This window comes from Enterobacter sp. ECC-219, assembly GCF_043966805.1.
Classification (GTDB): Bacteria; Pseudomonadota; Gammaproteobacteria; order Enterobacterales; family Enterobacteriaceae; genus Enterobacter; species Enterobacter cloacae_N.
In genome coordinates this window covers 460,885-476,520 of sequence record NZ_CP143680.1, presented here as the reverse complement: position 1 = coordinate 476,520, position 15,636 = coordinate 460,885, and the positions used below count along the sequence as shown (strand labels likewise).

Sequence of the window (15,636 nt, the reverse complement as noted above, 5' to 3'; positions counted from 1 at the left end):
AGGACGAAAAAATGACGACAAAAAAAGCTGATTACATTTGGTTCAACGGTGAGATGGTTCGCTGGGAGGACGCGAAGGTCCACGTGATGTCCCACGCGCTGCACTACGGTACCTCCGTGTTTGAAGGCATCCGCTGCTACGATTCTCACAAAGGGCCAGTGGTGTTCCGCCATCGCGAACACATGCAGCGTCTGCATGACTCAGCCAAAATTTATCGTTTCCCGGTCTCTCAAAGCGTTGATGAGCTGATGGAAGCCTGCCGCGAAGTGATTCGCCAGAACAAACTGACCAGCGCCTATATTCGTCCGCTGGTCTTCGTGGGTGACGTCGGCATGGGCGTGAACCCGCCGGCCGGTTACAACACCGATGTGATCATTGCCGCGTTCCCGTGGGGCGCCTACCTGGGCGCAGAAGCACTGGATCAGGGGATCGACGCAATGGTTTCTTCCTGGAACCGCGTGGCGCCAAACACCATCCCGACCGCCGCTAAAGCGGGCGGTAACTACCTCTCCTCACTGCTGGTCGGCAGCGAAGCGCGCCGCCACGGCTATCAGGAAGGCATCGCCCTCGACGTAAACGGCTACATCTCTGAAGGTGCGGGCGAAAACCTGTTTGAAGTGAAAGACGGCATCCTCTTCACGCCGCCGTTCACCTCGTCCGCGCTGCCGGGCATCACCCGTGACGCCATCATCAAGCTGGCGAAAGATCTGGGTATTGAAGTTCGCGAGCAGGTGCTGTCCCGCGAATCCCTGTATCTGGCCGATGAAGTGTTCATGTCCGGTACGGCAGCTGAAATCACGCCGGTGCGCAGTGTAGACGGTATCCAGGTGGGCGAAGGCCGCTGTGGCCCGGTCACCAAGCGCATTCAGCAAGCGTTCTTTGGCCTCTTCACCGGCGAAACAGAAGATAAATACGGCTGGTTAGATCAGGTTAATCACTAAGCATAAATTTGGGACGGCACGCACCGTCCCATTAAATAGTCAGACGGGAGTCAATAAAGCATGCCTAAGTATCGTTCAGCCACCACCACCCACGGCCGTAATATGGCGGGAGCCCGCGCGCTGTGGCGCGCCACCGGAATGACCGACGCCGATTTCGGCAAGCCGATTATCGCCGTGGTGAACTCCTTCACCCAGTTCGTACCGGGCCACGTGCACCTGCGCGATCTCGGCAAACTGGTTGCCGAGCAAATCGAAGCCTCAGGCGGCGTGGCGAAAGAGTTCAACACCATTGCGGTGGATGACGGTATCGCGATGGGGCACGGGGGCATGCTCTATTCACTGCCGTCGCGCGAGCTGATCGCCGACTCGGTTGAGTACATGGTTAACGCCCACTGCGCCGATGCGATGGTCTGCATCTCCAACTGCGACAAAATCACCCCGGGGATGCTGATGGCCTCCCTGCGCCTGAACATTCCGGTAATTTTCGTCTCCGGCGGCCCGATGGAAGCGGGGAAAACCAAGCTCTCCGACAAAATCATCAAGCTCGACCTGGTCGATGCGATGATCCAGGGCGCGGACCCGAAAGTCTCTGACGAGCAGAGTGACCAGGTAGAACGCTCCGCGTGTCCGACCTGCGGCTCCTGTTCCGGGATGTTCACGGCGAACTCTATGAACTGCCTGACCGAAGCGCTGGGTCTTTCTCAGCCGGGTAACGGCTCGCTGCTGGCGACCCACGCCGACCGTAAGCAGCTGTTTCTCAATGCCGGTAAGCGCATCGTTGAGCTGACCAAACGCTACTACGAGCAGGACGACGCCAGCGCGCTGCCGCGCAGCATCGCCAGCAAAGCCGCGTTCGAGAACGCCATGACGCTGGATATCGCGATGGGTGGCTCTACCAACACCGTTCTGCACCTGCTGGCCGCCGCGCAGGAAGCCGAAATCGACTTCACCATGAGCGACATCGACAAGCTGTCCCGTAAAGTGCCGCAGCTGTGTAAGGTCGCGCCGAGTACCCAGAAGTACCACATGGAAGACGTGCACCGTGCCGGTGGCGTCATCGGTATCCTCGGCGAGCTGGATCGCGCCGGGCTGCTGAACCGTGAAGTGAAAAACGTGCTCGGCCTGACGCTGCCGGAGTCGCTGGACCAGTACGACGTGATGCTGACCAAAGACGACGCGGTGAAAAAGATGTTCCGCGCTGGCCCTGCCGGTATTCGCACCACGCAGGCGTTCTCGCAGGATTGCCGTTGGGATACCCTGGACGATGACCGTGCCGAAGGCTGCATCCGCTCGCTGGAGCATGCCTACAGCAAAGACGGCGGTCTGGCCGTGCTGTACGGTAACTTTGCGGAAAACGGCTGCATCGTGAAAACCGCGGGCGTGGACGACAGCATCCTGAAATTCACCGGTCCGGCGAAAGTGTACGAAAGCCAGGATGAAGCGGTAGACGCCATCCTCGGCGGCAAAGTGGTGGAAGGCGACGTGGTTGTCATTCGCTACGAAGGGCCGAAAGGCGGTCCGGGCATGCAGGAGATGCTCTACCCAACCACCTTCCTGAAATCTATGGGACTTGGTAAGGCCTGCGCGCTGATCACCGACGGACGTTTCTCCGGCGGCACCTCCGGCCTCTCTATCGGCCACGTTTCCCCGGAAGCGGCAAGCGGCGGCAACATCGCCATCATCGAAGACGGCGACCTGATCGAAATCGACATTCCGAATCGCGGCATTCAGCTCAAGCTGAGCGACCAGGAGATTGCGGCCCGCCGTGAAGCGCAGGAAGCCCGCGGCGACAAAGCCTGGACGCCAAAAGATCGCCAGCGTGAAGTCTCCTTCGCCCTGCGCGCTTACGCGAGCCTTGCCACCAGTGCGGATAAAGGCGCGGTGCGCGATAAATCTAAACTTGGGGGCTAATGATGGCCGAGTCTCAACCCTTATCCGCCGCCCCCGAGGGGGCGGAATACCTGAGAGCGGTGCTACGCGCGCCGGTCTATGAAGCCGTGCAGGTCACGCCCCTGCAGAAAATGGAAAAACTCTCTTCGCGCCTCGACAACGTTATCCTGGTCAAGCGCGAAGACCGTCAGCCGGTGCATAGCTTCAAGCTGCGCGGCGCCTACGCGATGATGGCCGGGCTGACCGACGAGCAGAAAGCGCGCGGCGTGATTACCGCCTCGGCGGGCAACCACGCGCAGGGTGTAGCTTTCTCTTCGGCCCGTTTAGGTCTGAAAGCGCTGATCGTGATGCCGGTCGCTACCGCAGACATCAAAGTCGACGCGGTCCGCGGTTTCGGCGGGGAAGTACTGCTCCACGGTGCCAATTTTGACGAAGCGAAAGCCAAAGCGATCGAGCTGGCGCAGCAGCAGGGTTTTACCTGGGTGCCGCCGTTCGACCACCCGATGGTGATTGCCGGGCAGGGCACGCTGGCGCTTGAACTGCTGCAGCAGGATGCGCATCTCGACCGCGTCTTCGTCCCGGTGGGCGGCGGTGGGCTGGCGGCGGGCGTGGCGGTGCTGATCAAACAGCTGATGCCGCAGATCAAAGTCATCGCCGTTGAAGCGGAAGACTCTGCCTGCCTGAAGGCGGCGCTGGATGCCGGCCATCCGGTCGACCTGCCGCGCGTCGGGCTGTTTGCCGAGGGCGTGGCGGTGAAGCGCATTGGCGACGAAACCTTCCGCCTGTGCCAGGAATATCTCGATGATATCGTCACGGTAGACAGCGACGCGATCTGCGCGGCGATGAAGGATCTGTTCGAGGACGTGCGTGCTGTGGCGGAACCGTCCGGCGCGCTGGCGCTGGCGGGGATGAAAAAATACGTCGCGCAGCACAACATTCGCGGCGAGCGGCTGGCGCACGTGCTGTCTGGTGCGAACGTGAACTTCCACGGCCTGCGCTACGTTTCCGAGCGCTGCGAGCTGGGGGAACAGCGGGAAGCGCTGCTGGCGGTGACGATTCCGGAAGAGAAGGGCAGTTTCCTCAAGTTCTGCCAGCTGCTGGGCGGTCGTTCGGTCACGGAGTTCAACTACCGCTTTGCCGATGCCAAAGACGCCTGCATTTTTGTCGGCGTGCGTCTGAGCCGTGGCGTGGAGGAGCGCAAAGAGATCCTTAGCCTGCTGCATAACGGCGGCTACAGCGTGGTCGATCTTTCTGACGACGAGATGGCGAAGCTGCACGTGCGCTACATGGTCGGCGGGCGTCCATCGAAGCCTCTCCAGGAACGCCTGTTCAGCTTCGAATTCCCGGAATCGCCGGGTGCGCTGCTCAAGTTCCTGCACACGCTGGGCACGCACTGGAACATCTCTCTGTTCCACTACCGCAGCCACGGCACCGACTACGGCCGCGTGCTGGCGGCGTTCGAACTGGGCGAGCACGAGCCGGATTTCGAAACGCGCCTGAACGAGCTGGGCTATGAGTGCCACGACGAAACCCATAACCCGGCGTTCAGGTTCTTTCTGGCGGGCTAGTGGTTCGGCAATATCTTCCAGAACGCATCAATAAGCGGCTCATGCAGCCGCTTTTTTTGTGCGCACACGCCAAGCTCGAACGGTGTTTTCTCATCGCTGCGTTCCAGAATCATCACGCGATTGCGCACCGGTTCCGGGCTGTTTTCCAGCACCACTTCCGGCAGCAGCGCTACGCCGCAGCCGAGCGCCACCATTGACACCATCGCCTCATGACCGCTGACGGTAGCGTATATCGACGGATTGCTGATTTTCTGACGGCGGAACCACAGCTCGATGCGGCGACGCACCGGCCCTTGATCGGCCATGATAAACGGCACCGTGGACCAGTCCGGTTTTTCCACTGAGACCTGGTTACGTACCGGGCAGGGCAGCGCCGGGGCAATCAGTACCACCGCCAGGTTCTCCAGCATCGAGAACGCCACTGCCCCCGGCAGGGTTTCGGGTTTCCCGGCGATGGCGAGATCCGCTTCGCCCGTCACCACTTTTTCCATGGCGTCGGCGGCGTCGCCGGTGGTGAGCTTAATCTCAACCGACGGATGGGCTGCGCGGAAGCGGTCGAGAATGGGTGGCAGATGGCTATAGGCGGCGGTCACGGAGCAGAAAATATGCAGTTCGCCGGAGAGCGATGGCCCCTGCTGATCGATGGCGTGCCGCAGCTGCTGGTACTGCAACAGCGTCTGCTGGGCAAAAATGCGCAGCTCTTCTCCCGCTTCCGTGAGGGTGACAGTACGGTTATCGCGTACGAACAGCGGCTGGCCGAGGTCTTCCTCAAGGCGTTGGATCTGGCGCGAAAGCGTGGAGGGGCTGACGTGCATCGCCCGGGCGCTGCGGCCAAAATGGCGGCTTTCCGCCAGGTGCAGGAACATTTTTAGATCGCGTAAATCCACCGATTCCACTCCCTCTTTTTACATTGCAAAAATTGCAATATGACGTTGTGAATATATCAATTTCCGCAATAAATTTCCTGTTGTAATGTGGGTACATTCTCGCTGAAACGCGAACCGAACAATAAGACACACAACATCACGAGGTATCACCCATGGCTAACTACTTTAATACACTGAACTTGCGCCAGCAGCTGGCGCAGCTGGGCAAATGCCGCTTCATGGCGCGTGACGAATTTGCCGATGGCGCGAGCTACCTTCAGGGTAAAAAAGTGGTCATCGTCGGTTGTGGTGCACAGGGCCTGAACCAGGGCCTGAATATGCGTGACTCCGGTCTGGATATCTCCTACGCCCTGCGTAAAGAAGCGATTGCCGAGAAGCGCGCTTCATGGCGTAAAGCGACCGAAAACGGCTTCAAAGTGGGTACCTACGAAGAGCTGATCCCGCAGGCGGATCTGGTTGTTAACCTGACGCCAGACAAGCAGCACTCAGACGTAGTGCGCTCCGTACAGCCGCTGATGAAAGACGGCGCCGCGCTGGGCTACTCCCACGGCTTCAACATCGTTGAAGTGGGCGAGCAGATCCGTAAAGACATCACCGTAGTGATGGTGGCGCCGAAGTGCCCGGGTACGGAAGTACGCGAAGAGTACAAGCGTGGCTTCGGCGTACCGACGCTTATCGCGGTTCACCCTGAAAACGATCCGAAAGGCGAAGGCATGGCGATTGCCAAAGCGTGGGCTGCAGCGACCGGCGGCCACCGTGCGGGCGTTCTGGAATCCTCCTTCGTTGCCGAAGTGAAATCTGACCTGATGGGCGAGCAGACCATTCTGTGCGGCATGCTGCAGGCCGGTTCTCTGCTCTGCTTCGACAAGCTGGTGGAAGAAGGTACCGACCCGGCCTATGCGGAAAAACTGATTCAGTTCGGCTGGGAAACTATCACCGAAGCGCTGAAGCAGGGCGGGATTACGCTGATGATGGACCGCCTGTCCAACCCGGCCAAACTGCGCGCGTTTGCACTCTCTGAGCAGCTGAAAACCATCATGGCGCCGCTGTTCCAGAAACACATGGATGACATCATCTCCGGCGAGTTCTCTTCCGGCATGATGGCGGACTGGGCGAACGACGACAAGAAACTGCTGACCTGGCGTGAAGAGACCGGTAAAACCGCGTTCGAAACCGCGCCGCAGTATGAAGGTAAAATCGGCGAGCAGGAGTACTTCGATAAAGGCGTACTGATGATCGCGATGGTGAAAGCAGGCGTTGAGCTGGCGTTCGAAACCATGGTGGATTCTGGCATCATCGAAGAGTCTGCGTACTATGAATCTCTGCACGAGCTGCCGCTGATTGCGAACACCATCGCCCGTAAGCGTCTGTACGAAATGAACGTGGTTATCTCTGATACCGCAGAATACGGTAACTACCTGTTCTCTTACGCCTGCGTACCGCTGCTGAAAGAGTTCATGACCACCCTGCAGACGGGTGATCTGGGCAAAGCGATTGCGGAAGGTGCGGTAGACAACGCGCAGCTGCGTGACGTAAACGAAGCCATTCGCAGCCACCAGATCGAGAAAGTGGGCCACAAACTGCGTGGCTACATGACCGATATGAAACGTATCGCGGTAGCAGGTTAACACCAGGTGCGGGCTGATGCCCTCACCCCGACCCTCTCCCACGGGGAGAGGGTGCAAACATTAAAGGCCTTATCTAAGAGAAGGCCTTGCTGTTTATTTCCGATACAGCACTTTAATGATGTGATAACCGAACTGGGTATGCAGCGGACCGGTTGGCTCCAGCACCGGACAGGAGAAAACCACTTTATCGAACGCCGGAACCATCTGACCCTGACGGAATTCACCTAAATCGCCGCCACGCTTGCCTGACGGACAAATAGAGTGCTTCTTCGCCAGCTTGCCGAAGTCGGCACCGTTTTTAATCTGCTCCAGAAGATCCAGAGCCAGTTTCTCTTCTTTAACAAGGATATGCAGTGCTGCTGCTGTTTTTGCCATGATCGTGCCTTGAGTGGTATGGATTAGGCTCGCTATACTACCACGCTGTTATTCTCCCCTCCTGACTTTCATTGAGCGATCATTTATGCGTTTAAACCCCGGACAACAACAAGCCGTCGAATTTGTCACCGGACCGTGTCTGGTACTGGCGGGCGCAGGATCCGGTAAAACGCGCGTCATCACCAACAAGATTGCGCACCTGATCCGCGGCTGCGGCTACCAGGCGCGCCACATTGCGGCGGTCACCTTTACCAATAAAGCGGCGCGCGAGATGAAAGAGCGCGTCGGCCAGACGCTGGGGCGCAAAGAGGCGCGCGGGCTAATGATCTCCACCTTCCACACGCTGGGGCTGGATATCATCAAACGCGAGTATGCGGCGCTGGGAATGAAGTCTAATTTCTCGCTTTTTGACGATACCGACCAGGTGGCGTTGCTTAAAGAGCTTACTGAGGGGCTGATCGAAGATGATAAGGTGCTGTTGCAGCAGCTGATCTCGACGATCTCGAACTGGAAAAACGATCTGATGACCCCGGCCCAGGCCGCGGCGATCGCTAAAGGCGAACGGGATCGGATCTTCGCTCACTGCTACGGTCTGTACGATGCGCATATGAAAGCGTGCAACGTGCTGGACTTTGATGACCTTATCCTGCTGCCCACGCTGCTGCTGCAGCGCAATGAAGAAGTGCGCGAGCGCTGGCAGAATAAAATCCGCTACCTGCTGGTGGATGAATATCAGGACACCAACACCAGCCAGTACGAGCTGGTGAAGCTGCTGGTGGGGCAGCGCGCGCGTTTCACCGTGGTAGGCGATGATGACCAGTCAATTTACTCCTGGCGAGGCGCGCGCCCACAAAACCTGGTGCTGTTGAGCAAAGATTTCCCCGCCCTGCAGGTGATTAAGCTGGAGCAGAACTACCGCTCCTCCGGGCGTATCCTGAAGGCAGCAAACATCCTGATTGCCAATAACCCGCACGTTTTTGAGAAGCGTCTCTTCTCCGAACTGGGCTACGGCACGGAGCTGAAAGTGCTCAGCGCCAACAATGAGGATCATGAAGCGGAGCGCGTGACGGGCGAACTCATCGCTCACCACTTCGTCAATAAAACCGAATATAAAGATTACGCTATCCTTTATCGCGGCAATCACCAGTCGCGCGTCTTTGAAAAGATGCTGATGCAGAACCGCATTCCGTACAAGATCTCGGGCGGCACCTCGTTCTTCTCGCGTCCAGAGATCAAAGATCTGCTGGCCTATCTGCGCGTGCTCACTAATCCGGATGATGACAGCGCGTTTTTGCGCATCGTGAATACACCGAAGCGAGAGATTGGACCGGCAACGCTGCAAAAGCTCGGCGAGTGGGCGATGACCCGCAATAAAAGCCTGTTTACCGCCAGCTTTGATATGGGCCTGAGCCAGACGCTGACGGGGCGCGGGTATGATAATTTAACCCGCTTCACTCACTGGCTTGGCGAAGTACAGCGGCTGGCAGAGCGCGAGCCTGTGGCAGCCGTACGCGATCTGATCCACGGCATCGACTATGAATCCTGGCTGTACGAAACCTCCGCCAGCCCGAAAGCCGCTGAGATGCGGATGAAAAACGTTAACCAGCTTTTCAGCTGGATGACCGAAATGCTGGAGGGCTCTGAAATTGACGAGCCGATGACACTGACGCAGGTGGTCACTCGCTTTACCCTGCGCGATATGATGGAGCGCGGCGAGAGCGAAGAAGAGGCCGATCAGGTTCAGCTTATGACGCTACATGCGTCAAAAGGGCTTGAGTTCCCGTATGTGTATCTGGTCGGCATGGAAGAGGGACTGTTGCCGCACCAGAGCAGCATTGATGAAGATAACGTCGACGAGGAGCGCCGCCTGGCCTACGTGGGGATCACCCGTGCGCAAAAGGAGCTGACGTTCACGCTTTGTAAAGAGCGCCGCCAGTACGGTGAACTCGTCCGCCCGGAACCGAGCCGTTTCCTGCTGGAATTGCCGCAAGATGACCTGATCTGGGAACAGGAGCGCAAGGTGATTACCGCAGAAGAGCGGATGCACAAGGGGCAGGCTAACGTGGCAAACATCCGCGCCATGCTGGCAAAAGCCAAAGAGAAAGGATAATACAAGGCCGGGTAAGGCGAAGCCACCACCCGGCAATGTTCAGCGTATTACTTCACCTCGAGTACCCAGTGCACATAGCTCTGCCACTGGCACTCCTGCTCGATCATCTCTGCCCCAAGCGGGTGATTATCAATCCAGTTTTCTGGCAGCGTCAGCGTCAGCTTTTCATCATCGGCTAGCAGATTAATGGCAGGCAGCAAATCATCGCGGCGGCGGCTGGCAAACAGGATCGCCAGACGCAGCAGGCGGCACAGATGCTCGGCCACGCGCGGCGGTACGGCGTTTTGCTGATGCAAAGAGGAGAGGTCTACGGCATTGGTTTGGTTTAGCAGCAGCGTTGCCAGCAGCTTTTTCTGTGCAGGCGTGTAGCCCGGCAAATCCAGGTTGCGCACCAGATACGCTGCGTGAGCAGGTGCCTGCTTAAAATCAATGCTTAGCCCCACCTCGTGCAGCGCACAGGCGCTCAGCAATAAATCGCGGCTCAGATGATCAAGATCCCAGGCGTTAGCGACCTGGTCGGCAAAGCGTGATGCCAGTTGCGATACGCGGCCTGCCTGATCGATATCAACCAGAAAACGGCGCTGCACGTTGCGCAGAGTACGGTTGCGGATGTCCTGATCCACCGACAGATGCAGCATCCCGTAGACCAGACCTTCGCGCAGCGCGCCTCCGGCCAGGGTCATACACTGGATATTCAGTTCGGTGAATATGGCAATCAGAATGGCCAACCCGCTCGGGAAAACCAGGGCACGTTCCAGCGTCAGGCCTTCAATTTCCAGCTCTTCCAGGCGTCCGCACTGAATGGCACGCTGTTTAAGCTGCTGAAGTTTGGCAAGCGTAATTCGCTCGTCCATTCCCTGCGCCATCATGATTTCCTGCAGGGCCTGCACGGTACCTGAGGCACCCACGCAGACTTTCCAGCCGTGATAGCGCAGTTCGTCCATCACCGGGCGTAACACTTCGCGCGCGGCGTTTTCTGCCTCGTCGAAATTCTCTTTCCCCAGGTTCCGATCGGTAAAGTAGCGCTCAAGCCAGGTCACGCAGCCCATCGACAGGCTGAACAGTGACGTGGCCTGCGCGCCGGTGCCGGTGACCAGCTCGGTACTGGCACCGCCGATATCCACCACCAGGCGGCGATCGTCACCCCCGGTGGTGTGGGCAACGCCCTGGTAGATCAGGCGTGCTTCTTCTTCGCCGCTGATAACCTGAACCGGACACCCCAGAATTTCCTGCGCTTTGGCAATAAAATCTACGGCGTTAACCGCCAGTCGGAGCGTCGCTGTGGCGACGACGGTGATTTGGGCATGCGGGATATCCTGCAAACGCTCAGCAAAGAGGCGCAGACACTGCCAGCCACGTTCCATGGCTTCAGGGGAGAGGTGATTATCGCTGCTCAGGCCCGCCGCGAGGCGGACCTTGCGCTTAATGCGCGTCAGCGTTTGTATGCTTCCCGCCACCTCACGCACAACCAGCATATGAAAACTATTCGAACCGAGATCAATTGCCGCATAGAGCGAGGTGGAGCTGAGCATATTTTCTTAACCTGAACGACGACGATTACGCGGTGCGCCGCCTGAACGACGCGGACCATTGCCGGAGCGCGGGCGGGTAAGACGCTTAGGCGGCGGCAGTTCGCTTAACAGCGCTTCCGGATTGTATTTGCTCTGCGGGATAGAGTGACCGATGTAGGTCTCAATGGCTGGAAGATTCAGCGCATACTCTTCACACGCAAGGCTAATCGAGTGACCGCTTGCGCCCGCACGACCGGTACGACCGATACGGTGTACGTAGTCTTCGCAGTCGTCTGGCAGATCGTAGTTAAAGACGTGCGTCACGGCCGGAATGTGTAAACCACGTGCCGCCACGTCGGTTGCAACCAGAATATCGAGATCGCCACGGGTGAACTCTTCCAGAATACGCAGGCGTTTTTTCTGCGCCACGTCGCCGGTCAACAGGCCAACACGATGACCATCGGCAGCCAGATGGCCCCAGATGTCTTCACAGCGGTGTTTAGTGTTCGCGAAGATAATGGCGCGATCGGGCCACTCTTCTTCAATCAGCGTTTGCAGCAGACGCATTTTCTCTTCATTGGAAGGATAGAAGAGCTCTTCTTTAATGCGGTGACCCGTTTTCTGCTCAGGTTCCACTTCCACATATTCCGCATTGTTCATCTGCTCGAACGCCAGCTCGCGAACGCGGTAGGAGAGGGTTGCAGAGAACAGCATGTTCAGGCGCTGGTTGGCCGGCGGCATACGGCGGAACAGCCAGCGGATGTCTTTAATGAAGCCCAGATCGTACATACGGTCAGCTTCATCGAGCACCACAACCTGGATTGCGCCGAGGTTAATGTGATTCTGTTTGGCGTAGTCGATAAGACGGCCGGTGGTACCGATCAGGATATCCACGCCGCTTTCCAGCACTTTCAGCTGCTTATCGTAGCCGTCGCCGCCATAGGCCAGGCCAAGCTTCAGGCCGGTGGCCTGCGCCAGAGGCTCAGCGTCTGCATGGATCTGTACCGCCAGTTCTCGCGTCGGGGCCATAATTAGCGCGCGCGGCTGGTTAACTTTGCGGTCTGCAATCGCTGGGTGAGAAAGTAAATAATGGAACGTTGACGTTAAGAACGCCATCGTTTTGCCGGTACCGGTTTGCGCCTGCCCTGCAACATCGCGACCGGCCAGCGTCAGCGGCAGGGCGAGAGCCTGAATGGGCGTGCAGTTATGAAACCCTTTATTTTCAAGGGCTTCAATCACCTTCGGGTGCAGGGCGAAGTCGGAAAACTTCTGTTCTGTTAAATGTGTTTTGCTCATAGTGTGGTAGAATATCAGCTTACTATTGCTTTACGAAAGCGTATCCGGTGAAATAAAGTCAACCTTTAGTTGGTTAATGCGACATCAACACGTCGTTGGTGGAGACAAAACCAACGTACCAGGCTTATTCCTGTGGAGTTATATATGAGCGATAAAATTATTCACCTGACTGACGACAGTTTTGACACGGACGTACTTAAGGCTGACGGGCTGATCCTCGTCGATTTCTGGGCTGAATGGTGTGGTCCTTGCAAAATGATCGCCCCGATTCTGGATGAGATCGCTGACGAATATCAGGGCAAACTGACGGTTGCCAAGCTGAACATCGACCAGAACCCGGGTACCGCACCAAAATACGGTATCCGTGGCATCCCGACCCTTCTGCTGTTCAAAAACGGCGAAGTGGCGGCGACCAAAGTGGGCGCGCTGTCCAAAGGTCAGCTGAAAGAGTTCCTGGACGCTAACCTGGCGTAAGGTTTCTCCGCTGTGCGTCCAGAGCCCCCGCCTAAATGATGTGGAACTCTGGACGCCCGGCTGAAGTCGTGCTAAGTTAGCTATGACTTCGTTTTAAACATATCTGTTGTTTGAATCTTGTTTTACCCGATACTTCCCGTTGTTGACATGAACAATGCGTGAAGTGGCTAAATTCCGGGCTTGTCACTCAATCCGTCTTGTCGTTTCAGTTCTGCGTTCTTTCCCTGTGACCAGACAGCGAACAGACATGAGGTGATGGCCGCTAAACAGGCATGGATGACCCTGCCATACCATTCACAACATTAAGTTCGAGAATCACCCCGAGTTTAAGAACCCACACCATTATGAATCTTACCGAATTAAAGAATACGCCGGTTTCTGAGCTGATCACTCTCGGCGAAAATATGGGGCTGGAAAACCAGGCTCGTATGCGCAAGCAGGACATCATTTTCGCCATCCTGAAGCAGCACGCTAAGAGTGGCGAAGATATCTTTGGCGACGGTGTGCTGGAGATATTGCAAGACGGATTTGGTTTCCTCCGCTCTGCAGACAGCTCCTACCTCGCCGGCCCTGATGACATCTACGTATCCCCCAGCCAAATCCGCCGTTTCAACCTCCGCACTGGTGACACCATTTCAGGTAAGATTCGTCCTCCTAAAGAGGGTGAACGCTACTTTGCGCTGTTGAAAGTCAATGAAGTTAACTTCGATAAGCCGGAAAACTCGCGTAATAAGATCCTCTTTGAGAACTTAACGCCGCTGCACGCGAACTCTCGCCTGCGCATGGAGCGTGGTAACGGTTCTACCGAAGACTTAACCGCGCGTGTTCTGGATTTGGCATCGCCAATCGGTCGTGGCCAGCGTGGTCTGATTGTGGCGCCGCCGAAAGCGGGTAAAACCATGCTGCTGCAGAACATCGCGCAGAGCATCGCCTATAACCACCCAGACTGCGTGCTGATGGTGCTACTGATTGACGAACGTCCGGAAGAAGTAACCGAGATGCAGCGTCTGGTTAAAGGTGAAGTGGTTGCTTCTACCTTCGACGAGCCAGCATCTCGCCACGTTCAGGTTGCGGAAATGGTTATCGAGAAGGCTAAACGCCTGGTTGAGCACAAGAAAGACGTGATCATCCTGCTCGACTCTATCACCCGTCTGGCGCGCGCTTACAACACCGTGGTGCCAGCTTCCGGTAAAGTGCTGACCGGTGGTGTGGATGCTAACGCCCTGCATCGTCCGAAGCGCTTCTTCGGTGCCGCACGTAACGTGGAAGAGGGCGGCAGCCTGACCATCATCGCAACGGCGCTGATCGATACCGGTTCTAAAATGGACGAAGTGATTTACGAAGAATTTAAAGGTACAGGTAACATGGAACTGCACCTTTCTCGTAAGATCGCTGAAAAACGCGTCTTCCCGGCTATCGACTACAACCGTTCCGGTACCCGTAAAGAAGAGCTGCTCACCACGCAGGAAGAGCTGCAGAAAATGTGGATCCTGCGCAAAATCATCCATCCAATGGGTGAAATTGACGCGATGGAGTTCCTCATTAACAAACTGGCGATGACCAAAACCAACGACGACTTCTTCGACATGATGAAGCGCTCGTAACGCAAATAAAGCCAGCGAACGCCACGTTTTTACGTGGCGTTTTTCTTTTATGGACTATACGCTAGTACCACCTACTCCCAATTTTGACCGGTCAGTGCGACAATAAGATAATTCGCACAGTAAAAACATTAATAGCTTGAATAATAAACAAATGGAATTGTAAGAGGTTTGCTTTATAACTTCAGGCTCGGCGCCTTGATGGTTATACTTCCTTGACTAACATTTGTTGAGAACACCCATTGTGAACCTACTTGATACGTTTACTGAACTAACCAGTATTTTCTTATTTACCACCTGCTTTTTGTTTCTGGCACGTAAGGTGGCGAAATATCTGGGCTTAGTGGATAAACCCAACTTCCGTAAACGTCATCAAGGCATGATCCCTCTGGTCGGTGGTATCTCTGTTTTTGCAGGGATCTGCTTCACTTTTGCTATTGCAGATTACTATATTCCGCATGCCAGGTTGTATCTCTCTTGCGCAGCAGTTCTTGTCGTGATCGGTGCTCTTGACGATAGATACGACATTAGCGTCAAAATACGCGCTTTCGTTCAGGCAGCTGTCGCTATTGCAATGATGGTATTCGCTAAGTTGCACTTGAGTAGCCTGGGCTATATTTTTGGCTCCTGGGAGATGGAACTCGGCCCGTTCGGCTATTTCCTGACACTTTTTGCCGTGTGGGTGGCGATTAACGCGTTCAACATGGTTGACGGTATTGATGGTTTGCTTGGAGGCCTCTCCTGCGTCTCATTTGCCGCAATTGGTTTCATTTTATGGTTCGATGGGCAATATAGCCTTGCTATGTGGTGTTTCGCCATGATTGCAGCAATCCTGCCATATATCCTGTTAAATCTCGGCGCATTGGGCCGACGCTATAAAGTCTTCATGGGGGATGCGGGTAGCACGCTTATCGGCTTTACTATCATTTGGATTTTGCTGGAAACTACTCAGGGCGATGTACATCCCATCAGTCCGGTAACAGCCTTATGGATTATCGCCATCCCGTTAATGGATATGGTTGCGATTATGTATCGCCGACTGCGTAAAGGGATGAGCCCATTCTCTGCTGACCGTCAGCACATTCATCATCTGATCATGCGAGCCGGATTCACTTCCCGGCAGGCATTTGTGCTTATTACGCTGGCGGCTGCTATTCTAGCGGGGATTGGCGTGACGGCGGAATATACGCATTTTGTGCCTGAGTGGGCCATGTTGGTATTGTTCTTGCTAGCATTTTCTCTCTACGGCTACTGCATTAAGCGCGCATGGAAGGTGGCGCGTTTCATTAAACGTATTAAGCGCAGGATGCGACGTAACAGTGGCAAAAACACAACATTAACTAAGTAAAACCGGG

General features: G+C 56.1%; 12 protein-coding genes. 8 read left to right on the top strand and 4 right to left on the bottom strand.

Annotated elements, in window-relative coordinates; translation table 11 throughout:
* Positions 1-11 precede the first annotated feature (11 nt).
* Genes ilvE through ilvA form a run of 3 tightly spaced genes read left to right on the top strand, consistent with a single transcriptional unit; the run spans position 12 to position 4,399 of the window.
* Positions 12-941: a branched-chain-amino-acid transaminase gene (gene ilvE / locus V1603_RS02255; RefSeq protein WP_003860182.1), complete on the top strand. Its 930-nt coding sequence runs from the start codon at positions 12-14 to the stop codon at positions 939-941.
* Positions 942-1,001: 60 nt separating this feature from the next.
* Entirely contained in the window at positions 1,002-2,852 is a 1,851-nt protein-coding gene (gene ilvD / locus V1603_RS02250; protein ID WP_163330950.1) for a dihydroxy-acid dehydratase, read from the top strand.
* 2 nt (positions 2,853-2,854) lie between these two features.
* Entirely contained in the window at positions 2,855-4,399 is a 1,545-nt protein-coding gene (gene ilvA / locus V1603_RS02245) for a threonine ammonia-lyase, biosynthetic (protein ID WP_395313963.1), read from the top strand.
* Here the strand turns inward: ilvA and ilvY are convergent.
* Positions 4,396-5,286 carry an HTH-type transcriptional activator IlvY gene (gene ilvY, locus V1603_RS02240; RefSeq protein WP_116343686.1) on the bottom strand — a complete coding sequence of 297 codons (891 nt, stop codon included), beginning with the start codon at positions 5,284-5,286 and terminating at the stop codon, positions 4,396-4,398. The genes ilvA and ilvY overlap by 4 nt on opposite strands.
* A 152-nt stretch (positions 5,287-5,438) precedes the next feature.
* On the opposite strand from ilvY, the gene ilvC reads away from it, so the two are divergent.
* Positions 5,439-6,914 (top strand): ketol-acid reductoisomerase, encoded by a 1,476-nt coding sequence (ilvC, locus tag V1603_RS02235; RefSeq protein WP_045261004.1) that lies wholly within the window; start codon positions 5,439-5,441, stop codon positions 6,912-6,914.
* 93 nt (positions 6,915-7,007) lie between these two features.
* On the opposite strand, the gene ppiC is transcribed toward ilvC, so the two are convergent.
* Positions 7,008-7,289, bottom strand: coding sequence for a peptidylprolyl isomerase PpiC (ppiC, locus tag V1603_RS02230; RefSeq protein WP_004886861.1), 282 nt, complete (start codon positions 7,287-7,289; stop codon positions 7,008-7,010).
* An 85-nt stretch (positions 7,290-7,374) separates the two neighbouring features.
* On the opposite strand from ppiC, the gene rep reads away from it, so the two are divergent.
* Positions 7,375-9,399 (top strand): DNA helicase Rep, encoded by a 2,025-nt coding sequence (rep, locus tag V1603_RS02225; RefSeq protein ID WP_116343687.1) that lies wholly within the window; start codon positions 7,375-7,377, stop codon positions 9,397-9,399.
* A gap of 47 nt (positions 9,400-9,446) precedes the next feature.
* Here rep and gppA read toward each other — a convergent pair whose 3' ends face one another.
* On the bottom strand, positions 9,447-10,931 hold the full coding sequence (gene gppA, locus V1603_RS02220; protein WP_116343688.1) for a guanosine-5'-triphosphate,3'-diphosphate diphosphatase: 1,485 nt from the start codon (positions 10,929-10,931) through the stop codon (positions 9,447-9,449).
* 6 nt (positions 10,932-10,937) lie between these two features.
* Positions 10,938-12,206 carry an ATP-dependent RNA helicase RhlB gene (gene rhlB / locus V1603_RS02215; RefSeq protein WP_021242834.1) on the bottom strand — a complete coding sequence of 423 codons (1,269 nt, stop codon included), beginning with the start codon at positions 12,204-12,206 and terminating at the stop codon, positions 10,938-10,940.
* A gap of 144 nt (positions 12,207-12,350) precedes the next feature.
* Here rhlB and trxA point away from each other — a divergent pair, with 144 nt between their 5' ends.
* From trxA to wecA, 3 genes are all read left to right on the top strand, one after another.
* Positions 12,351-12,680 carry a thioredoxin TrxA gene (gene trxA / locus V1603_RS02210; RefSeq protein WP_006179218.1) on the top strand — a complete coding sequence of 110 codons (330 nt, stop codon included), beginning with the start codon at positions 12,351-12,353 and terminating at the stop codon, positions 12,678-12,680.
* 344 nt (positions 12,681-13,024) lie between these two features.
* Entirely contained in the window at positions 13,025-14,284 is a 1,260-nt protein-coding gene (rho, locus tag V1603_RS02205; RefSeq protein WP_008501566.1) for a transcription termination factor Rho, read from the top strand.
* 241 nt (positions 14,285-14,525) lie between these two features.
* Entirely contained in the window at positions 14,526-15,629 is a 1,104-nt protein-coding gene (gene wecA / locus V1603_RS02200) for a UDP-N-acetylglucosamine--undecaprenyl-phosphate N-acetylglucosaminephosphotransferase (RefSeq protein WP_080330358.1), read from the top strand.
* The last annotated feature ends 7 nt before the right edge of the window (positions 15,630-15,636 follow it).